This window comes from Methylobacterium brachythecii, assembly GCF_014196345.1.
Classification (GTDB): Bacteria; Pseudomonadota; Alphaproteobacteria; order Rhizobiales; family Beijerinckiaceae; genus Methylobacterium; species Methylobacterium brachythecii.
In genome coordinates this window covers 263868-278570 of sequence record NZ_JACIDN010000004.1, presented here as the reverse complement: position 1 = coordinate 278570, position 14703 = coordinate 263868, and the positions used below count along the sequence as shown (strand labels likewise).

General features: G+C 67.7%; 17 protein-coding genes. 9 read left to right on the top strand and 8 right to left on the bottom strand.

What is annotated here, in order from left to right; translation table 11 throughout:
• Positions 1 to 16: 16 nt before the first annotated feature.
• Together GGR33_RS12600 and GGR33_RS12595 are read right to left on the bottom strand one after the other, a co-directional pair.
• A complete protein-coding gene (locus GGR33_RS12600; protein WP_183506037.1) occupies positions 17 to 1522 on the bottom strand; it encodes a DUF1800 domain-containing protein in 1506 nt (501 codons plus the stop codon).
• Positions 1523 to 1676: 154 nt separating this feature from the next.
• Positions 1677 to 2606 carry a histone deacetylase family protein gene (locus tag GGR33_RS12595; protein ID WP_284211844.1) on the bottom strand — a complete coding sequence of 310 codons (930 nt, stop codon included), beginning with the start codon at positions 2604 to 2606 and terminating at the stop codon, positions 1677 to 1679.
• A 180-nt stretch (positions 2607 to 2786) separates the two neighbouring features.
• Between GGR33_RS12595 and GGR33_RS12590 the strand changes: the two genes are divergently transcribed.
• From GGR33_RS12590 to GGR33_RS26260, 5 genes are all read left to right on the top strand, one after another.
• Positions 2787 to 3464, top strand: coding sequence for a L,D-transpeptidase (locus tag GGR33_RS12590; RefSeq protein WP_183505599.1), 678 nt, complete (start codon positions 2787 to 2789; stop codon positions 3462 to 3464).
• 294 nt (positions 3465 to 3758) lie between these two features.
• The gene (locus GGR33_RS12585) at positions 3759 to 4202 is read left to right on the top strand and encodes a hypothetical protein (protein WP_183505597.1); all 444 of its coding nucleotides are present in this window, start codon (positions 3759 to 3761) and stop codon (positions 4200 to 4202) included.
• A gap of 144 nt (positions 4203 to 4346) precedes the next feature.
• Positions 4347 to 6350 carry an acetyl-CoA carboxylase biotin carboxylase subunit gene (locus GGR33_RS12580; protein WP_183505595.1) on the top strand — a complete coding sequence of 668 codons (2004 nt, stop codon included), beginning with the start codon at positions 4347 to 4349 and terminating at the stop codon, positions 6348 to 6350.
• Entirely contained in the window at positions 6347 to 6592 is a 246-nt protein-coding gene (locus tag GGR33_RS12575; protein WP_183505593.1) for a hypothetical protein, read from the top strand. Before GGR33_RS12580 ends, GGR33_RS12575 begins: the two co-directional genes overlap by 4 nt.
• Complete coding sequence (locus tag GGR33_RS26260; RefSeq protein WP_281381158.1) at positions 6589 to 6714, top strand: hypothetical protein; 126 nt, start codon at positions 6589 to 6591, stop codon at positions 6712 to 6714. Before GGR33_RS12575 ends, GGR33_RS26260 begins: the two co-directional genes overlap by 4 nt.
• Positions 6715 to 6852: 138 nt before the next feature.
• Here the strand turns inward: GGR33_RS26260 and GGR33_RS12570 are convergent, their stop codons facing one another.
• Positions 6853 to 7647: a DUF72 domain-containing protein gene (locus GGR33_RS12570; RefSeq protein WP_183505591.1), complete on the bottom strand. Its 795-nt coding sequence runs from the start codon at positions 7645 to 7647 to the stop codon at positions 6853 to 6855.
• Positions 7648 to 7793: 146 nt separating this feature from the next.
• Between GGR33_RS12570 and GGR33_RS12565 the strand changes: the two genes are divergently transcribed.
• From GGR33_RS12565 to GGR33_RS12550, 4 genes are all read left to right on the top strand, one after another.
• Positions 7794 to 8225: a gamma-glutamylcyclotransferase family protein gene (locus tag GGR33_RS12565; protein ID WP_183505589.1), complete on the top strand. Its 432-nt coding sequence runs from the start codon at positions 7794 to 7796 to the stop codon at positions 8223 to 8225.
• Positions 8226 to 8274: 49 nt separating this feature from the next.
• On the top strand, positions 8275 to 8553 hold the full coding sequence (locus tag GGR33_RS12560) for an acylphosphatase (RefSeq protein ID WP_183505587.1): 279 nt from the start codon (positions 8275 to 8277) through the stop codon (positions 8551 to 8553).
• A gap of 102 nt (positions 8554 to 8655) precedes the next feature.
• Positions 8656 to 9369, top strand: coding sequence for a DUF599 domain-containing protein (locus GGR33_RS12555; RefSeq protein WP_183505585.1), 714 nt, complete (start codon positions 8656 to 8658; stop codon positions 9367 to 9369).
• Complete coding sequence (locus GGR33_RS12550; RefSeq protein WP_183505582.1) at positions 9359 to 9628, top strand: DUF3253 domain-containing protein; 270 nt, start codon at positions 9359 to 9361, stop codon at positions 9626 to 9628. The genes GGR33_RS12555 and GGR33_RS12550 overlap by 11 nt, the downstream gene beginning before the upstream one ends.
• Before the next feature lie 4 nt (positions 9629 to 9632).
• On the opposite strand, the gene GGR33_RS12545 is transcribed toward GGR33_RS12550, so the two are convergent.
• From GGR33_RS12545 to epmA, 5 genes are all read right to left on the bottom strand, one after another.
• Complete coding sequence (locus tag GGR33_RS12545; protein ID WP_183505580.1) at positions 9633 to 10820, bottom strand: AAA family ATPase; 1188 nt, start codon at positions 10818 to 10820, stop codon at positions 9633 to 9635.
• Between the two features lie 103 nt (positions 10821 to 10923).
• Positions 10924 to 11733, bottom strand: a complete 810-nt coding sequence (locus GGR33_RS12540) for a YdcF family protein (RefSeq protein WP_183505578.1) — start codon at positions 11731 to 11733, stop codon at positions 10924 to 10926.
• Positions 11734 to 11825: 92 nt separating this feature from the next.
• Entirely contained in the window at positions 11826 to 12446 is a 621-nt protein-coding gene (locus GGR33_RS12535) for a glutathione S-transferase family protein (RefSeq protein WP_183505576.1), read from the bottom strand.
• A complete protein-coding gene (locus GGR33_RS12530; protein WP_183505574.1) occupies positions 12446 to 13504 on the bottom strand; it encodes a lysine-2,3-aminomutase-like protein in 1059 nt (352 codons plus the stop codon). The genes GGR33_RS12535 and GGR33_RS12530 overlap by 1 nt, the downstream gene beginning before the upstream one ends.
• Positions 13501 to 14556: an EF-P lysine aminoacylase EpmA gene (epmA, locus tag GGR33_RS12525; RefSeq protein WP_183505572.1), complete on the bottom strand. Its 1056-nt coding sequence runs from the start codon at positions 14554 to 14556 to the stop codon at positions 13501 to 13503. Before epmA ends, GGR33_RS12530 begins: the two co-directional genes overlap by 4 nt.
• Between the last annotated feature and the right edge of the window lie 147 nt (positions 14557 to 14703).

The window sequence follows — 14703 nt, the reverse complement described above, 5'->3', positions numbered from 1 at the left end:
TCCTTCATGCCCGGCCTCACCGCATGAACTCGGGAGAGGACAGGAACAGCGTGTTCCAGTCCTGCGGCGAAACCGCCTGGGACAGCGCGGCGCGGGTCGGCTCGCCGAGCGTCGCGGCGAGTGTCGAGAAATAGAGTTCGTTCTGGATCAACGGGAAGGCCGGCACCTCGGACGCATCCGGCGTCGTGGCCTTGAACAGACCGGCCGAACCCGAGCCGATCTGCCGGGCGATCTCGAATCGCGTGGTCATCTGGCCCGGCCCGCTCCAGGAGGCTGCGTCCAGCGGGTAGCCATCGGGCGTGGTGCGGTTGAACAGCCCCTCTCCGAGCCGGTTGAGCCAGCCCTGCATCGGGGCGGTGTTCAGGATCGGGCGGCCGTCATAGGCGAGGCGCACCGCCGACAGCACGTAGCGCATCGGATCCTTGAAGCGGGCCGTCGCGGAGGTGGCGAAGTCGCGCGAATGGACGAGCGCGTCGAGCACGGTCGGGATGTCGCCGCCGCTCTTGGCGAAGACGCCCGCCATATAGTCGACCAGCGCACCGGAGGGCTCGGCGCCCATGAAGGAGCGGGCCAGCCCCCGCGAGACATTGCGGGCCGTCGCCGGCTGGCTGCAGATGATGTCGAGGGCCTCGCCGATCTCGGCCCAGCCGCGCCCGCGGATGGTGTGGCCGAGCAAGACCTTGTCGCCGTAATCGTGCCGGTTCGGGTTGAAGACGAACAGGCCGGCCCGCACCAGATCGGCCTGCCGCTCGGGCCTGATCTTCGGGGCCTCCGGCCGCGCATCGATGCCGATTCCGGTGAGGATGCGGGCGAGGTTCTCGACATCGCCCTGCGTGTAGCCGGTGCCCACGCCCATCGTGTGCAGCTCCAGCAGCTCGCGGGCGTAATTTTCGTTGATGTGCCCGGCCGCGTTGTCGGCATTGTCGAGGTAGCGCAGCATCGCCGGGTGCCGCAGGGTCGCCTCGACGAGGTCGCGGAAGCGCCCGAGGGCGTGCGGGCGGATCGCGGTGTCGACGTAGTCGCCGACCATGGCGCGGATGTTCGCCTTGCCGAGATGCACGTTGAAGCGGTTGAACCAGATCCAGGTCAGGCGCTCGCGCAACTGGTCGGGGCTGTAGAGCGCGCGCAGCAGGGTCGCCGAGGCGGCATCCTTCACACTGGCATTGAGCGAGGCCTGCAGCGCCTGCCGCGACTTCTGCTTGGCCTCCGGGTCGGGCTCGGCATTGGCCTCCTTGCCCTGCGCCTGGAGCGCCGCGATCCGGTCGAACAGGCTGCTCTTCGGCGCTAGGGCATCGACCTGCGCCTGCACCACCGCCGGCAGCCGCGGCTGGGCCGGCGAATGGAGCTGTTCGCGCAGCCACGCCTCACGCCCCTTGGCGCGAAACTCCGAAAAGCTCGACGGGCTGATGCCCCAGGTCAAGGCATCCACGAAGGCCGCATCGTCGGCCGGTCCTGCGGCAGTCGACACGGCCGAGCCCGCGAGCAGGGCGAGGGCAGCGAGGCAGCGCAGCGGACGGATCATCGCGGGCGAAGTCCCGGTGGCGAGCCGGGGCAGATTCAGCCCGGATTGCGGCAACCGCAAGTTCGGCTTGATCACGGATTCGATCCGTCTTTCCACCCAACAGACCTCAGGATGAGGGGATTGGTGGGAGGACGAAGAGCGTAGAGGCGCTCGCCTACCGCCCCATCAGCGCATCGACATGAGCCGCGACCGAGCGACTGAGCCCGTCGAGATCGTAGCCGCCCTCCAGCACCGAGACGACACGGCCGCCACCGCGCTTGTCAGCGATCTCCATCAGCCGGCGCGTGGCCCAGCCGAAATCCGCCTCGGTGAGGCGCAAATTGGCCAGGGGGTCGAGGTGGTGCGCGTCGAATCCCGCCGAGATGATGATCAGGTCGGGGGCGAAGGCCTCGAGCCGGGGCAGGATACCGGCCTCGAAGGCTTCGCGAAAAATCGCTCCGTCGTCGCCGGCGCTCAGCGGCACGTTGACGATGGTGTCGTGGTTGCCGCGCTCCTTCGCGGCGCCGGTGCCGGGAAACAGCGGCATCTGGTGCGTCGAGGCGTACATCACGTCCTTGTCGTCCCAGAAGATGTCCTGGGTGCCGTTGCCGTGGTGCACGTCCCAGTCGACGACGGCGACGCGGCTGGCGCCATGGGTCTTGCGGGCGTGGCGCGCCGCGATAGCGGCGGTGTTGAACAGGCAAAAGCCCATCGGCGTGGCGCGCTCGGCATGGTGGCCCGGCGGCCGCATCGCGACGAAGGCGTTGGCGCATTCGCCCGACATCACGGAATCTACGGCGTGATTCGTCCCGCCGATGGCGTGCAGCACCGCCGAGAGCGTGCCCGGCGACATCAGCGTGTCCGAGTCGACCTGCACGAAGCCGTCCGTGGGTGCGGCTTCGGCAATCATCTCGACGAACTCGGCCGGGTGCGCCAGCTCGGCCGTGGCCAGCTCGGCCCGCGGAGCGAGCCCGCGCACCAGCGCGGCGAAGCGCTCCTGTTCCAGCACCCGTTCGACGGCACGGATCCGGGCCGGGCGTTCCGGGTGGCCGTCCGGCACGATGTGGTCGAGGGCGCTGGGGTGGCTCACGTACAGCGTGGTCACGATCATCCTCCCGGCGAGCGACGTGCGGGCTCAGGCATGGGCCCTGTCTCTTCCCGGCAACAAAGGCAGCAAATGCGCCACTGTCCCGCTCGACAGGGGCAGCTTGCCACAGTCCTGGCCATGAAGCTCGGCAATTTAGCACCGACCACACCGGCACTCCGACTACCGGGCCATCACGACATGCGTTCCGTCCTCAAGCTTCTCGCCCTCGTTCCGCTGACTGCATCGCTGACGGCGTGCATGTCGCAGCGGGCCGAGCTTCCCCCGACGCAGCTCGCGGCGCTAACTCCGCCGAATGCCGTCGGCGGCACGATGCCCGTGCCCCCGCCGCCGCCGTTTTTCCCGCCGGGCCCCGAGCGCGACCGCGAATGGCTGAAGCTGGCGCCAGCCGCCCAGATCAACGACCCGGCGCTCCTGCGCACGGTCATCGACTATCCGTCGAAGGAGAAGCCGGGCACGGTGATCGTCGCGACGGCCGAGAAGCGGCTCTATCTGATCATGGCCGACGGCAAGGCGATGCGGTACCCGGTCTCGGTCGGTAAGGAAGGCGCCTCCTGGTCGGGAACGGCCAATGTCGACCGCAAGCTCGAATGGCCGGACTGGAACCCGCCGAAGGAGATGCTCGAGCGCAAGCCCGACCTGCCGCATCGCCTCGAGGGCGGCCCGCTCAACCCGATCGGCGCCCGCGCGCTTTACCTAGCCCAGAACGGCAAGGACACGCTCTACCGCATCCACGGCACCAATGAGCCGGAGAAGATCGGCCAGTCGGTCTCGTCGGGCTGCATCCGCATGCTCAACGAGGATGCGATGGACCTCTACAATCGCGTCCCGATCGGCACGAAGGTCGTCGTCCTGTAGCCCGCAGCCGAGCGGATCGAGATCGGAAACGGAGTTTGCGGGGTGGCACGAGAGTGCCGCCCCGCTTTGCTTTTCGGATCGTCCAGATCGCCCGCGGCATCATCGCGAAGCAGCAAGACGCTGAAAATGCACGTGAAGATGGTCACGATTTCGAAAGCACCAATCGTGATGACGCCTTAACCTGAAATTCCATTCAGATATGACCGTTAACTTCTTAAGGTAACAGCGTCCCCCATAGTGCAGACACACAGGGACGAGAGACCGGCAAAACAAATGCCGGGGAGACATCAAGCCATGAGCAACTTTTCACTTCAACTCTTCTGTAACCGTACCGTCGCCGCCGGCACGATCAGCCATGCCGACGTGCGCATTCTGCGCGATGAGCGCCTCGAAAACGGCCTGGAGCATCGCGACGAAGTCGACCTGCTGCTCGCCCTCGACCGGGCCGTGACCGACAAGGATGCGCGCTTCGCCGACCTGCTCGCCGCCCTGGTCGTCGACTTCGCGGTCTGGAGCGAGACGCCTCATGGCCGGATCGACAGCGAGATGGCGGGTTGGCTCGTCGCCTCGATCGCCGGCCGCACCGGCCCGACACCGACCGGTGCGCGGATCGCGATGGAGATCGTTCGCGAGGCCGAGACCACCGACGAGGGCATGATGGCCTTCGCCCTCGAAGCCAACCGCTGGACGCGCCGGCCTGCGGCGACCCGCTCCCACAGCTTCGCGCTCGCGGCCTGAGGCGGCGAAAACCGCTGAATTGTATTCACTTTAACATAGGGGCCGGCAAAGCTTTCGCCGGCCGGGCAAGTGCTTTATCGGACTACGGCCCGGCTCCGTCCGGGCCTCCGAACGATGACGCTTCCTCCCAAAACGCGGCCTGTGATGTTCGACAAGATCCTGATTGCAAACCGGGGCGAGATCGCCTGCCGCATCATCAAGACCGCCCGCAGGATGGGCATCAAGACGGTAGCGGTCTATTCCGACGCCGACCGTGATGCGGTCCATGTCGCGATGGCGGACGAGGCGGTCCATATCGGCCCCCCCGCGGCCTCGGAATCCTATCTCGTCATCGACAAGATCATCGCCGCCTGTAAGCAGACCGGCGCCCAGGCCGTGCATCCGGGCTACGGCTTCCTCTCCGAGCGCGAGTCCTTCCCGAAAGCGCTGGCCGAGGCCGGCATCGTCTTCATCGGTCCGAATCCCGGCGCCATCGCCGCCATGGGCGACAAGATCGAATCGAAGAAGGCGGCGGCCGCGGCCAACGTCTCGACCGTTCCGGGCTTCCTAGGGGTGATCACCGACGCCGAGCACGCCGTGAAGATCGCCGACGAGATCGGCTACCCCGTCATGATCAAGGCCTCGGCCGGCGGCGGCGGCAAGGGTATGCGCATCGCGGAGTCGGCCGGCGAGGTGAAGGAAGGCTTCGACCGCGCCAAGTCCGAGGCCGCATCCTCCTTCGGCGACGACCGTGTCTTCGTGGAAAAGTTCATCGTCGACCCGCGCCACATCGAGATCCAGGTCATCGGCGACAAGCACGGCAACGTGATCTACCTGGGCGAGCGCGAATGCTCGATCCAGCGCCGCAACCAGAAGGTCATCGAAGAGGCCCCGTCGCCGCTCCTCGACGAGGCGACCCGCAAGAAGATGGGCGAGCAGGCCGTCGCGCTGGCCAAGGCCGTCGATTACGATTCCGCCGGCACCGTCGAGTTCGTCGCGGGCCAGGACAAGTCCTTCTACTTCCTCGAGATGAACACCCGGCTCCAGGTCGAGCATCCGGTCACCGAGATGATCACCGGGGTCGATCTCGTCGAGCTGATGATCCGGGTCGCCGCAGGCGAGAAGCTGCCGATGGCGCAGGCGGATGTGAAGCTCAACGGCTGGGCCGTCGAGAGCCGCGTCTATGCCGAGGATCCGACCCGCAACTTCCTGCCCTCCATCGGCCGGCTGACCACCTACCAGCCCCCGGCGGAAGGCCCGGTCGGCGACGCCATCGTGCGCAACGATACCGGCGTGGAGGAGGGCGGCGAGATCGCGATCCACTACGATCCGATGATCGCCAAGCTCGTGACCTGGGCGCCGACGCGCCTGGAGGCGATCGAGGCGCAGGGCACCGCGCTCGACGCCTTCGCCATCGACGGCATCCGCCACAACATCCCGTTCCTGGCGACGCTGATGGCGCATCCGCGCTGGCGCAGCGGCGAGCTCTCGACCGGCTTCATCAAGGAAGAATTCCCGGACGGCTTCGCGGCCCCGGTGCCGGAAGGCAAGGTCGCCCACCGCCTCGCGGCCGTCGCGGCCGCGATCGACCACAAGCTCAACCAGCGCAAGCGCGGCATCTCCGGCCAGATGCGCGATCCGGGCCTCCTGAACTTCGAGCGCGAGCGCGTGGTGCAGCTCGCCGACCAGAGCTTCAACGTCACGGTCTCCACCGTCGGCAACGAGCTCGTCGTCACGGGTGAGGACGGCACGATCACGCCGGTGCGCAGCGACTGGCGCCCCGGTCAGCCGGTCTGGCAGGGCACAGTCGGCGAGGAGCAGGTCGCGATCCAGGTCCGCGGCGTGCTCAACGGCGTCTTCCTGCAGCATGCCGGCGCGGCGGCGAACGCCCGCGTCTACACCCGCCGCGAGGCCGAACTCGCCGCCCTGATGCCGGTCAAGGAGACCGGCGATTCCGGCAAGCAGCTGCTCTGCCCGATGCCGGGCCTCGTGAAGCAGATCCTGGTCGAGGAAGGCCAGGAGGTGAAGGTCGGCGAGGCGCTCGCCATCGTCGAGGCCATGAAGATGGAGAACGTCCTGCGTGCCGAGCGCGACGGCAAGATCTCTACGATCGCGGCCAAGGAGGGCGACAGCCTGGCGGTCGACGAGGTGATTTTGGAGTTCGCTTGAGCGCGCCAAGCGATAACGCCGCTTACAATGAGCAGACCAAGCTGCTGGCGACGGGGCTGAACAACGTCGCTGTGGCCTTCATCGTGATTGGCGTCGTGACACCGATCACCGCCGTGAGTTTCGGCGTCCCCAACGCTCCGCCGCTGAACTTCGGGAGCGCGGCCTTTGCGCTTCTTTGGTTCGGCGCGGGAACAGGACTACATTGGGTCGGCAGAAACGTTCTGCGGAGTATCCGGCCATGAATTCCGGCCAAATCTTCGTCACGTTCGTGATCCCGGCTTTCGTCCTGACGGCGGCCTACCTTGCCATGCTCGCGAACGAGCGAGCCGGGAAGCGGCTGGATCGCAAACCACCGGGCGAGTAGCGCCGCTTCCAGTCGATCAGATCATACGCTTGTCCGTCATTGCGAGCGTAGCGAAGCAATCCAGGGCCAACGGGCCAGCGTCGCGGGTGTAGCCCTGGATTGCTTCGCTGCGCTCGCAATGACGGCCGGAGAGCCGTCTCACAGCCGCTCGATCATCGCCATCGCGGCTGCGGGGTTTCTCGCCTTTGCGCCCGAGATGAAGAACGCAAACACGTCGCGTTTCTGCTTCTTCGGTGTGTCGCCGCTCAGCGTCGGCAGGTCGTCGGGCACCCCGCCATCGGCATAGGTCTTCAGGCGCTTCGCCCAGGCATCGAGATCATCCGCCGAATAGCCCGTCTCGATGTCGCGGCTCCTCTGCAACCGGAGATAGACGAAATCCGCGGTGACGTCGGCGATGGTCGGGTGATCGGGATCGTCGAGCACCACCTGCGCGACATCCGCTGAGGCCTCGCGCAGCAGGGTGACGAAGGCCGGGTCGGCAAAACTCTCGTGACCCGCCTCGATGACGTGCCGAAGCCGCCGGCCGTCACGCTCGGCCGGGAGCAGCTTCAGGAAATTCGCGATGTCGTCGCGGTCGAACTTCTTGGTGGCGGGGAGCTGCCAAAGGATCGGCCCGAGCCGGTCGCCCATCTCCGTTGGTCCGGTGTCGAAGAACTTGCCGACGGACTCGGCGCCTTCGGCCAGCACGCGCCGACTCGTCGTGAAGCGCGAGGCCTTCACCGAGAACTGGAAACCCTCCGGGGTATCGCCGGCCCACTTCTTGAAGATCGCGGGCGTCTGCCCGCGATAGAAGGTGCCGTTGATCTCGATCGCGGTGAGGCGCTCGGCCATGTAGGCGAGCTCCTTCGTCTTCGGCAAATCCTTCGGATAGAAGCCGCCGCGCCACTCCTCGAAGGTCCAGCCGCCGACGCCGACGCGGATCGAGCCGGCCATCAGCGGGTACGTCCCTGATCGATCGGACTCATCGAGCGACGCATTGGCAAGCCTCGTGCAGGACTATCGGTCTCCGACTGTACAGGACCGCTCGCTCCTTCGTACAGCGATCCGCACCTAGCCGAGACCTCAGCCCAAAGCCTGCAATGCCGCTCTACTTCGCCTACGGCGCCAACATGGATGCGGCCGCGATGGCGGCACGCTGCCCGCAATCCCGGCTGATCGGGGGAGGGCGGCTCAACGGGCACCGCTTCATCATCATGAAGGAGGGCTATGCCTCGGTGATCCGCGCCAAGGGCTCGACCGTCTGGGGCGTGCTCTGGGACCTGTCGCTCTCCGACGTGCCGGCGCTCGACCGCTACGAGGGCGTGGCCGGCGGCCTCTACGTCAAGGCGAGCCAGCCCATCACGACGCCGGGCGGCGTGAAGCGCGCGCTGATCTATTTCGGCCGCAGCACCGCGCCCGGCATTCCGCGGCCGGGCTATCTGGAAGACGTGCTCGCGGCGGCGCAGGCCGCGCAACTGCCGGGACCATACATCCAGGAAATGCACGGCTGGCTGCGGCGCGCGCGGGCCTGACAGCCCCGGGGACCGTGCTAGGTGGTCGGGTGAACAACGGAGCAGCCCATTGAGCGAGACCAAGTCGATCCACGTGGTGATCCACGGACGTGTCCAGGGCGTCTTCTACCGGAAGTGGACCCAGGAGCGTGCCCGGCATCACAGCATCGCCGGCTGGGTGCGCAACCGCGACGACGGCGCGGTGGAGGGTGTCTTCTCCGGCGCGGCGGAAGCGGTCGATGCGCTGGTCGACGAGTGCCGCGATGGACCGCCAGCGGCACGTGTCGAGGGGATCGACGTCACTGCGGCGGAGCCCGTTCCGGGCCAACACTTCGAGGTGACCGATTGAGCCCCTCCCGCGATTCTCGCCGAAGGGGCTTGCCGTGCCGGCATGCGCTCTGTAGCCGCCCCTTCATGAGCCCGCCCGCCGGAGCCGGTGCCGCCCGACGCCATGCCTGATCTCAGCGCCTTCTCGCCGCTCGACCTCGTTGGGCTGGTTTTCTTCGTCGGCGCGTGGCTGACCTACGGCTATGCGGTGCAGGGCCGGAAGGGCCATCGCAGCCTGAGCCGGATCATGCACGGCCAGCGCCGGATCTGGGCCGAGCAGTTGATCAGCCGCGACAACCGCGTGGTCGACACCACGATCAACGCCTCGCTCCAGAACGGCACCGCCTTCTTCGCCTCGACCTCGCTGATCGCGCTCGGCTCTGTGCTGACCCTGTCGCGCTCGGGCGACGACGTGCTCAGCCTGTTCGGCTCGCTGCCCTTCGGCGTGGCGACGACGCGGGCGACCTGGGAGGTGAAGGTCGCCGGGCTCGCCATCGTGTTCGTCTATGCCTTCTTCAAGTTCTCCTGGGCCTACCGGCTGTTCAACTACGGCGCGATCCTGATCGGTGCGGTGCCGCCGAAGGGGTCCGGCGTGGACTACGAGACCATGCAGAAGGCCGCGCACCGCGCCGCCGCCATGAACATCGCCGCCGGCAATCATTTCGACCGCGGCCAGAGGGCCTTCTTCTTCGCGCTGGCCTATCTCGGCTGGTTCGTCAGCGCCCCGGTGCTGATCGTCTCGACGGCGGCCTGCGTCGTCGTGATGTGGCGCCGGCAATTCGCCTCGGAGATCCGCAACGCCCTGCTCGCCGACGAGGAGCCCCGCGATGGCCGATGACGCAGCCATCGAGCAGACGATGCTCGATCTCGTCGCCGCGCGCGGGCCGGGCAAGACCTGCTGCCCGTCCGAGGTCGCCCGCGCGCTGGGCGGCCCGCATCCCGACGGCTGGGGGCCGCTAATGCAGCCGGTCCGCCGCGTCGCCGTGCGGCTCACCAAGGAGGGCCGCATCGCGATCCTGCGCAAGGGCAAGCCGGTGACCGATCCCGACGACTTTCGCGGGATCTATCGGCTCGGGCCGGCGGCGGCCGAGGACTGATTCGTCAGGCGGCTTCCGAGAGCCGGATGCACCGCCTCTGGACGGCCGCTTCCGCCTCTGCCGGCGAACCAGCGCCCGTAAAGATCTCCTGCAGGCGTGCGCCCGTCTGTGGCAGGTAGGCCGCGCGCGCCAGCACCGGAACGGCACCCTCGAAATACGACGCAACCATCTCGGCGAAGGCGTCGTAGTCGAGGGCGCTCACCTCGAGTCGCAGGTCGATGCGGCAGGGTCGCACCATGGCCGGATCGAGCGCCTCGACATGGTTCGTGGTGATGATCGTGATCAGCCCGTGCGGCGTGCCGAGCCCGTCGAGGGTGTTGAGCACGCCATGCAGCAGGGCCTTCGCGTCGCCGGTGGTCGCAGGCGCAGTCTCCCCCGACTCACGGTTCAGCGAGCCCAGCGTGTCGATATCCTCGATGGCGAGAATGCCGTTCTTGAAGCGGCCGATTTCCGGCCCGAGCGCGACCAGCCTGTCGACGCAATAGAGGTCGCGGTTGAAGTGGCTGGCGATGGCCTGGATCAGGCTCGACTTGCCGGTGCCGGGCTCGCCGTGCAGCAGGATCACGAGCTTGTAGGTTAGCCCGCGCCGCCGGTACCACTCCTCGTTGGCGAGGAACCAGCGCACCTTTTCGATGAGCTCGGCCTTCATCGCGCCGTTGGCGAAGACGGTCTCGATCGGCCGCTTGGCCCGACGGATCGCCTGCCAGCCGCTGGTCGAACGGTGGTGGATGTCGATGGTGCCGCGATCCTGCATCGCGTCGTCGAGCGCCTCGTCGAGGAAGCGGCGGATCGCGGTGCGGTCGCGGGTCAGAAAGGCGAGAGTAAGCACCTCCACGACCTGGAACGTCTTGGCGTTCTCGTCGATCCGCAGGTTGTAGAACACCCAGATTCCCCGCCAGCGCGCGAGGCCCGAGCCGTAGCCGACCGTCAGCGCGTTGTCCTCGGTGACGCTGTAGCTGCGGCCCCAGGCATGGAGGCGATGGCGCGCGACGAGCCCGGTCAGGCGCTCGACGGAGGCGCCGTTCGAGCGCGCGGTCAGCGTCGAGAAGATCTGGCTGCCGATGAAAGTCTTCAGGCCGGCGGCGAGCCGCGTCGCCTGCAGGGCGAGATAGGCGGCGATCGTCGTGCCGATGCCGGCGACGAGGAGTTGGTTCGTCGAGAGCGCCGTGAGCTGGCTGACGAGATCGGTCATGCCGGCCTCCTGAAAGGGCGACACGGCTTACCGGCCGGCGGGCTGCCCCTCGATCGAGCACAGCCGCCCGAAATGGGGAGCGTCGGCCTCTAGCGCCAGGGCTTCAAGGCGACTTTTCCGGCGCCGGCATCCAGTCATCCGTGTAGCCGACGAGCTTGTAGACCACGAGCCCGATCCACTCCTTCACCGAGAGATCGAGTTCGAGCAGCCCGTCCGAGGCGAAGGTGTTGAAGCGTGTGACGTCGCGCGAGCCGGCGGTGCGGTAGTCCACCGGATAGGCCGTCACCGGGAATCCCACCTTGCGAAAGCAGCCGACGGCGCGCGGCATGTGCCAGGCCGAGGTCACGAGCAGCCAGCGTTCGTCCGGCTTCGGCTGGACCAGCTCGGCGGTGAACCGCGCGTTCTCGCGCGTGTTGCGCGAGCGCTCCTCCAGGATCAGCCGGTCGCGCGGCACACCGAGCGACTCGGCGAAGCGGCCCACCGTGCCGGCTTCGGTGACCGCGCCCTCCGTGAGGCTGGCGCTCCCGCCCGAGAAGACGAGCCGCGCCTGCGGATAACGCCGAGCGAGGTCGCCGAGGGCGAGCTGGCGCTCGCCCGCGTCATTGAGCGTGAGCTGGTCGCGCTCGGCCGAGATCCCCGTCATCAGACCGCCGCCGAGCACGACGATGCCGGTGATCGGGCGCCCATCATCGACGAAGGCGGGAAACCGCTCCTCCAGCGGCAGGATCGTCCAGATCGGAAGCGGCGAGAGACCGCCGGCGAGCAGCCCGAGGAAACCGAAAATCGCGAAGATTCGCCCGATCGGTGCCGCCGCCTGGGTGAACAGGAGCAGGCAGCCGAGCAGCCCGACCAGGATGAAGAAGTTCGATGGGGTGATCAGGAAGAAGATGATCTTCGAGAGCGGGAAGAACATGACTTTTCCGGATCGTGGACGGGAGGGCTCGGGCGAGGGGGCGTTGCTCATCGCGGCATCATCCGGCGCCGCTCCCGAGCCACGGCGGGTGCTCAGCTGATCGGCACCGTCAGAACGGCCGAGGCCGCCCCGCGTTGCGCGATCACTTGATACCAGCGCACGATATGCGGGCGCTCGTCCCGTTCGAGCGGCATGTTGAGCCAGCGATGGGCCGCGCAGCCGACGGCGATGTCGGCGATGCTGAAGCTGTCGCCCGCCACGAAGGCCGTGCCGGCGAGATACCGGTCGAGCAGGGCAGCGCCCTTCTCGGTCGTGACGCGAGAGGCCTCGACGGCCTTCAGGTCGCGCTGGCCCTCGGGCACCCGCATCATCTGCCAGAAGGCGTCGCGCATGCCCGGGGTGAAGGCGGTGGCCTGCCAGTCGAGCCATTGGTCGACTCGGGCGCTGGCGCGAGGATCAGCAGTCAGTGCCAGCGGCGCGCCGGGCAGACGGGCGAGATAGCGCAGGATCGCGTTCGACTCCCAGAGGACGAAGCCGTCTTCCTCGAGCGTCGGCACCAGCCCGGTCGGGTTCATGGCGCGGTAGGCGGGCTCGTTGACGACGCCGTGGGCGCCTCCGGCATCGACCCGCTGGTAGGGAAGCCCTGCCTCCTCCAGTCCCCAGATCGCCTTCTGCACGTTGACGGAATTCGCCCGTCCCCACAGACGCCGCATCACTCGTCCTCGCTCTGCTCTTTCGGCGGATAGGCGTGCTCGACACCGGCCGGATCGGTGACGTGGTGGCCGTCGCCGCTCTCGCGCCAATAGCCCGGGCCGACCGGCACCTTGCCGTGGCCGCCGGGAATATCGAGGACGTAGGTCGGCTGCGCCAGTCCGGAGAGCTTTCCACGCAGCGCCCTCATTAGCGTTTGGCCCTCGGGCAGGCTCGTGCGGAATCCGCTCGTGCCCGGGGCGAGATCGGCATGATGCAGGTAGTACGGCTTGATTCGGTTCTCGACGAAGCCGCGCATCAGGGCGGTCAGCGTCTCGGGATCGTCGTTGACGCCCCGGAGCAGCACGCTCTGGCTGACCATCGGAATGCCGGCATCGACGAGCCGGGCAATGGCCCCGCGTGCGGCCGGTGTGAATTCCTTCGGATGGTTGGCATGCAGCGCCACGAAGACCGCACCGGTGAAGCGCTTGAGCGCCGCGACCAGCGCTTCGCTCACCATCGAGGGATCGACCACCGGCACGCGCGTATGGATGCGCAGCACCTTCACATGCGGAATCCCATCGAGCGCCTCGGCGATCACGGCGAGCCGGCGCGGCGACAGGGCAAAAGGATCGCCGCCGGTGAGCACCACCTCCCAGATGCCGGGATCGGCCGCGATATACGCGTAGGCATCCGCGAGTTCGGCATCGCTCAGCGTGCCGAGGCCGCTTGGGCCGACCATCTCGCGGCGAAAGCAGAAGCGGCAATAGACCGGGCAGACATGGAGCGGCTTCAGCAGCACGCGGTCGGGATAGCGATGGACGAGGCCGGGCAGGGGCTCGTGCACCGCGTCGCCGATCGGGTCGGCGATCTCGCCGGGCGTCGTCTCCAGTTCCTCCGCACGGGGAATGAACTGGCGAGCGATCGGGTCCGACGGATCAGCCGGGTCGATCAGCTCGGCGAGGTCGGCCGAGAGCGAAACGGCGTAGCGCGCCGCTACGGCCTCCAGGCCGGGCAGGTCCTCGGGCCGCACCAGGCCAGCGCGGGCAAGATCGGCGGGGCTTCGCAGGGGCCGGGTCACGAGGCGACGCTCCGGGCGACCGGCGTCCAGACCACGTCGTCGATGCGCGGCGCGCCAGTGGCGAGCATCACCAGCCGGTCGAAGCCGAGCGCGATGCCCGAGGCCTCCGGCATGATCGCGAGGGCGTCCAGAAAATCCTCGTCGATCGGGTAGCGCTCGCCGTAGACGCGCGCCTTCTCGTCCATCTCGGCCTCGAAGCGGCGGCGCTGCTCGGTCGGATTCGTCAGCTCGCCGAAGGCGTTGGCGAGTTCGACGCCGCAGGCATAGAGCTCGAAACGCTCGGCGACGCGCGGGTCGTAGGGGCTCGGCCGGGCGAGAGCCGCCTCGCTCAACGGGTATTCGCAGAGGATGGTCGGGCGCCCGTCACCGAGATGCGGCTCCACCAGCCCCACCAGGATGCGGGAATAGAGATCCGCCCAGGTGTCGTCCGAGGCGACGCGCAGGCCTCGCGCGGCAACGGCGGCAGCGAGCCGGTCGCGATCGGTCTGGCCGTCGTCCGAGAGCGTCGCCAGTAGATCGATGTCGGCATGACGCATGAAGGCTTCGGCGACGGTCAGGCGCTCGAACTCGGCGAAGGGATCGGCCTCACGGCCGCGATAGGCGAGGCGGGTGACACCGGCCGTCCCGGCGGCGAGCGCCAGCAGGTCGGCGCAGTCGCGCATCAGGGTCTCGTAGCCCTCTCCCGCGCGGTACCACTCGATCATCGTGAATTCGGGATGGTGCAGCGGCCCGCGCTCGCGATTGCGAAAAACCTTGGCGATGCTGAGGATCTTCGGCTCGCCGGCCGCCAGCAATTTCTTGCAGGCGAATTCCGGTGATGTGTGCAGGTAGAGTTTTTCGCGCCCGCCATCGGGTTGGATCGCCTCGGTGGCGAAGGCCGAGAGATGCGCCTCGTTGCCCGGCGAGACCTGCAAGCAAGCGGCTTCCACCTCGGCGAAATCCTGCGCGGAAAAATGCGCGCGCAGAGCCGCCTGGATGCGGTTTCGCGCCATCAGCAGCGGGCGCCGATCCGCATGGACCTGCGGTTGCCACCAGGGGGAGGGAGGGTTCACGCTGCGCCGGCTCTACAAAGCATGATGCGGGAAAGTGGGAACAGGTTTCCCGAAAACATCATGCGGCAACAAGGAGCTGGAGCATGCTGCTGTTTCGCAGAAAAAAGCGGCGTGCTCCAGATTGACGGGTCTCGGCTGGCACGAAGG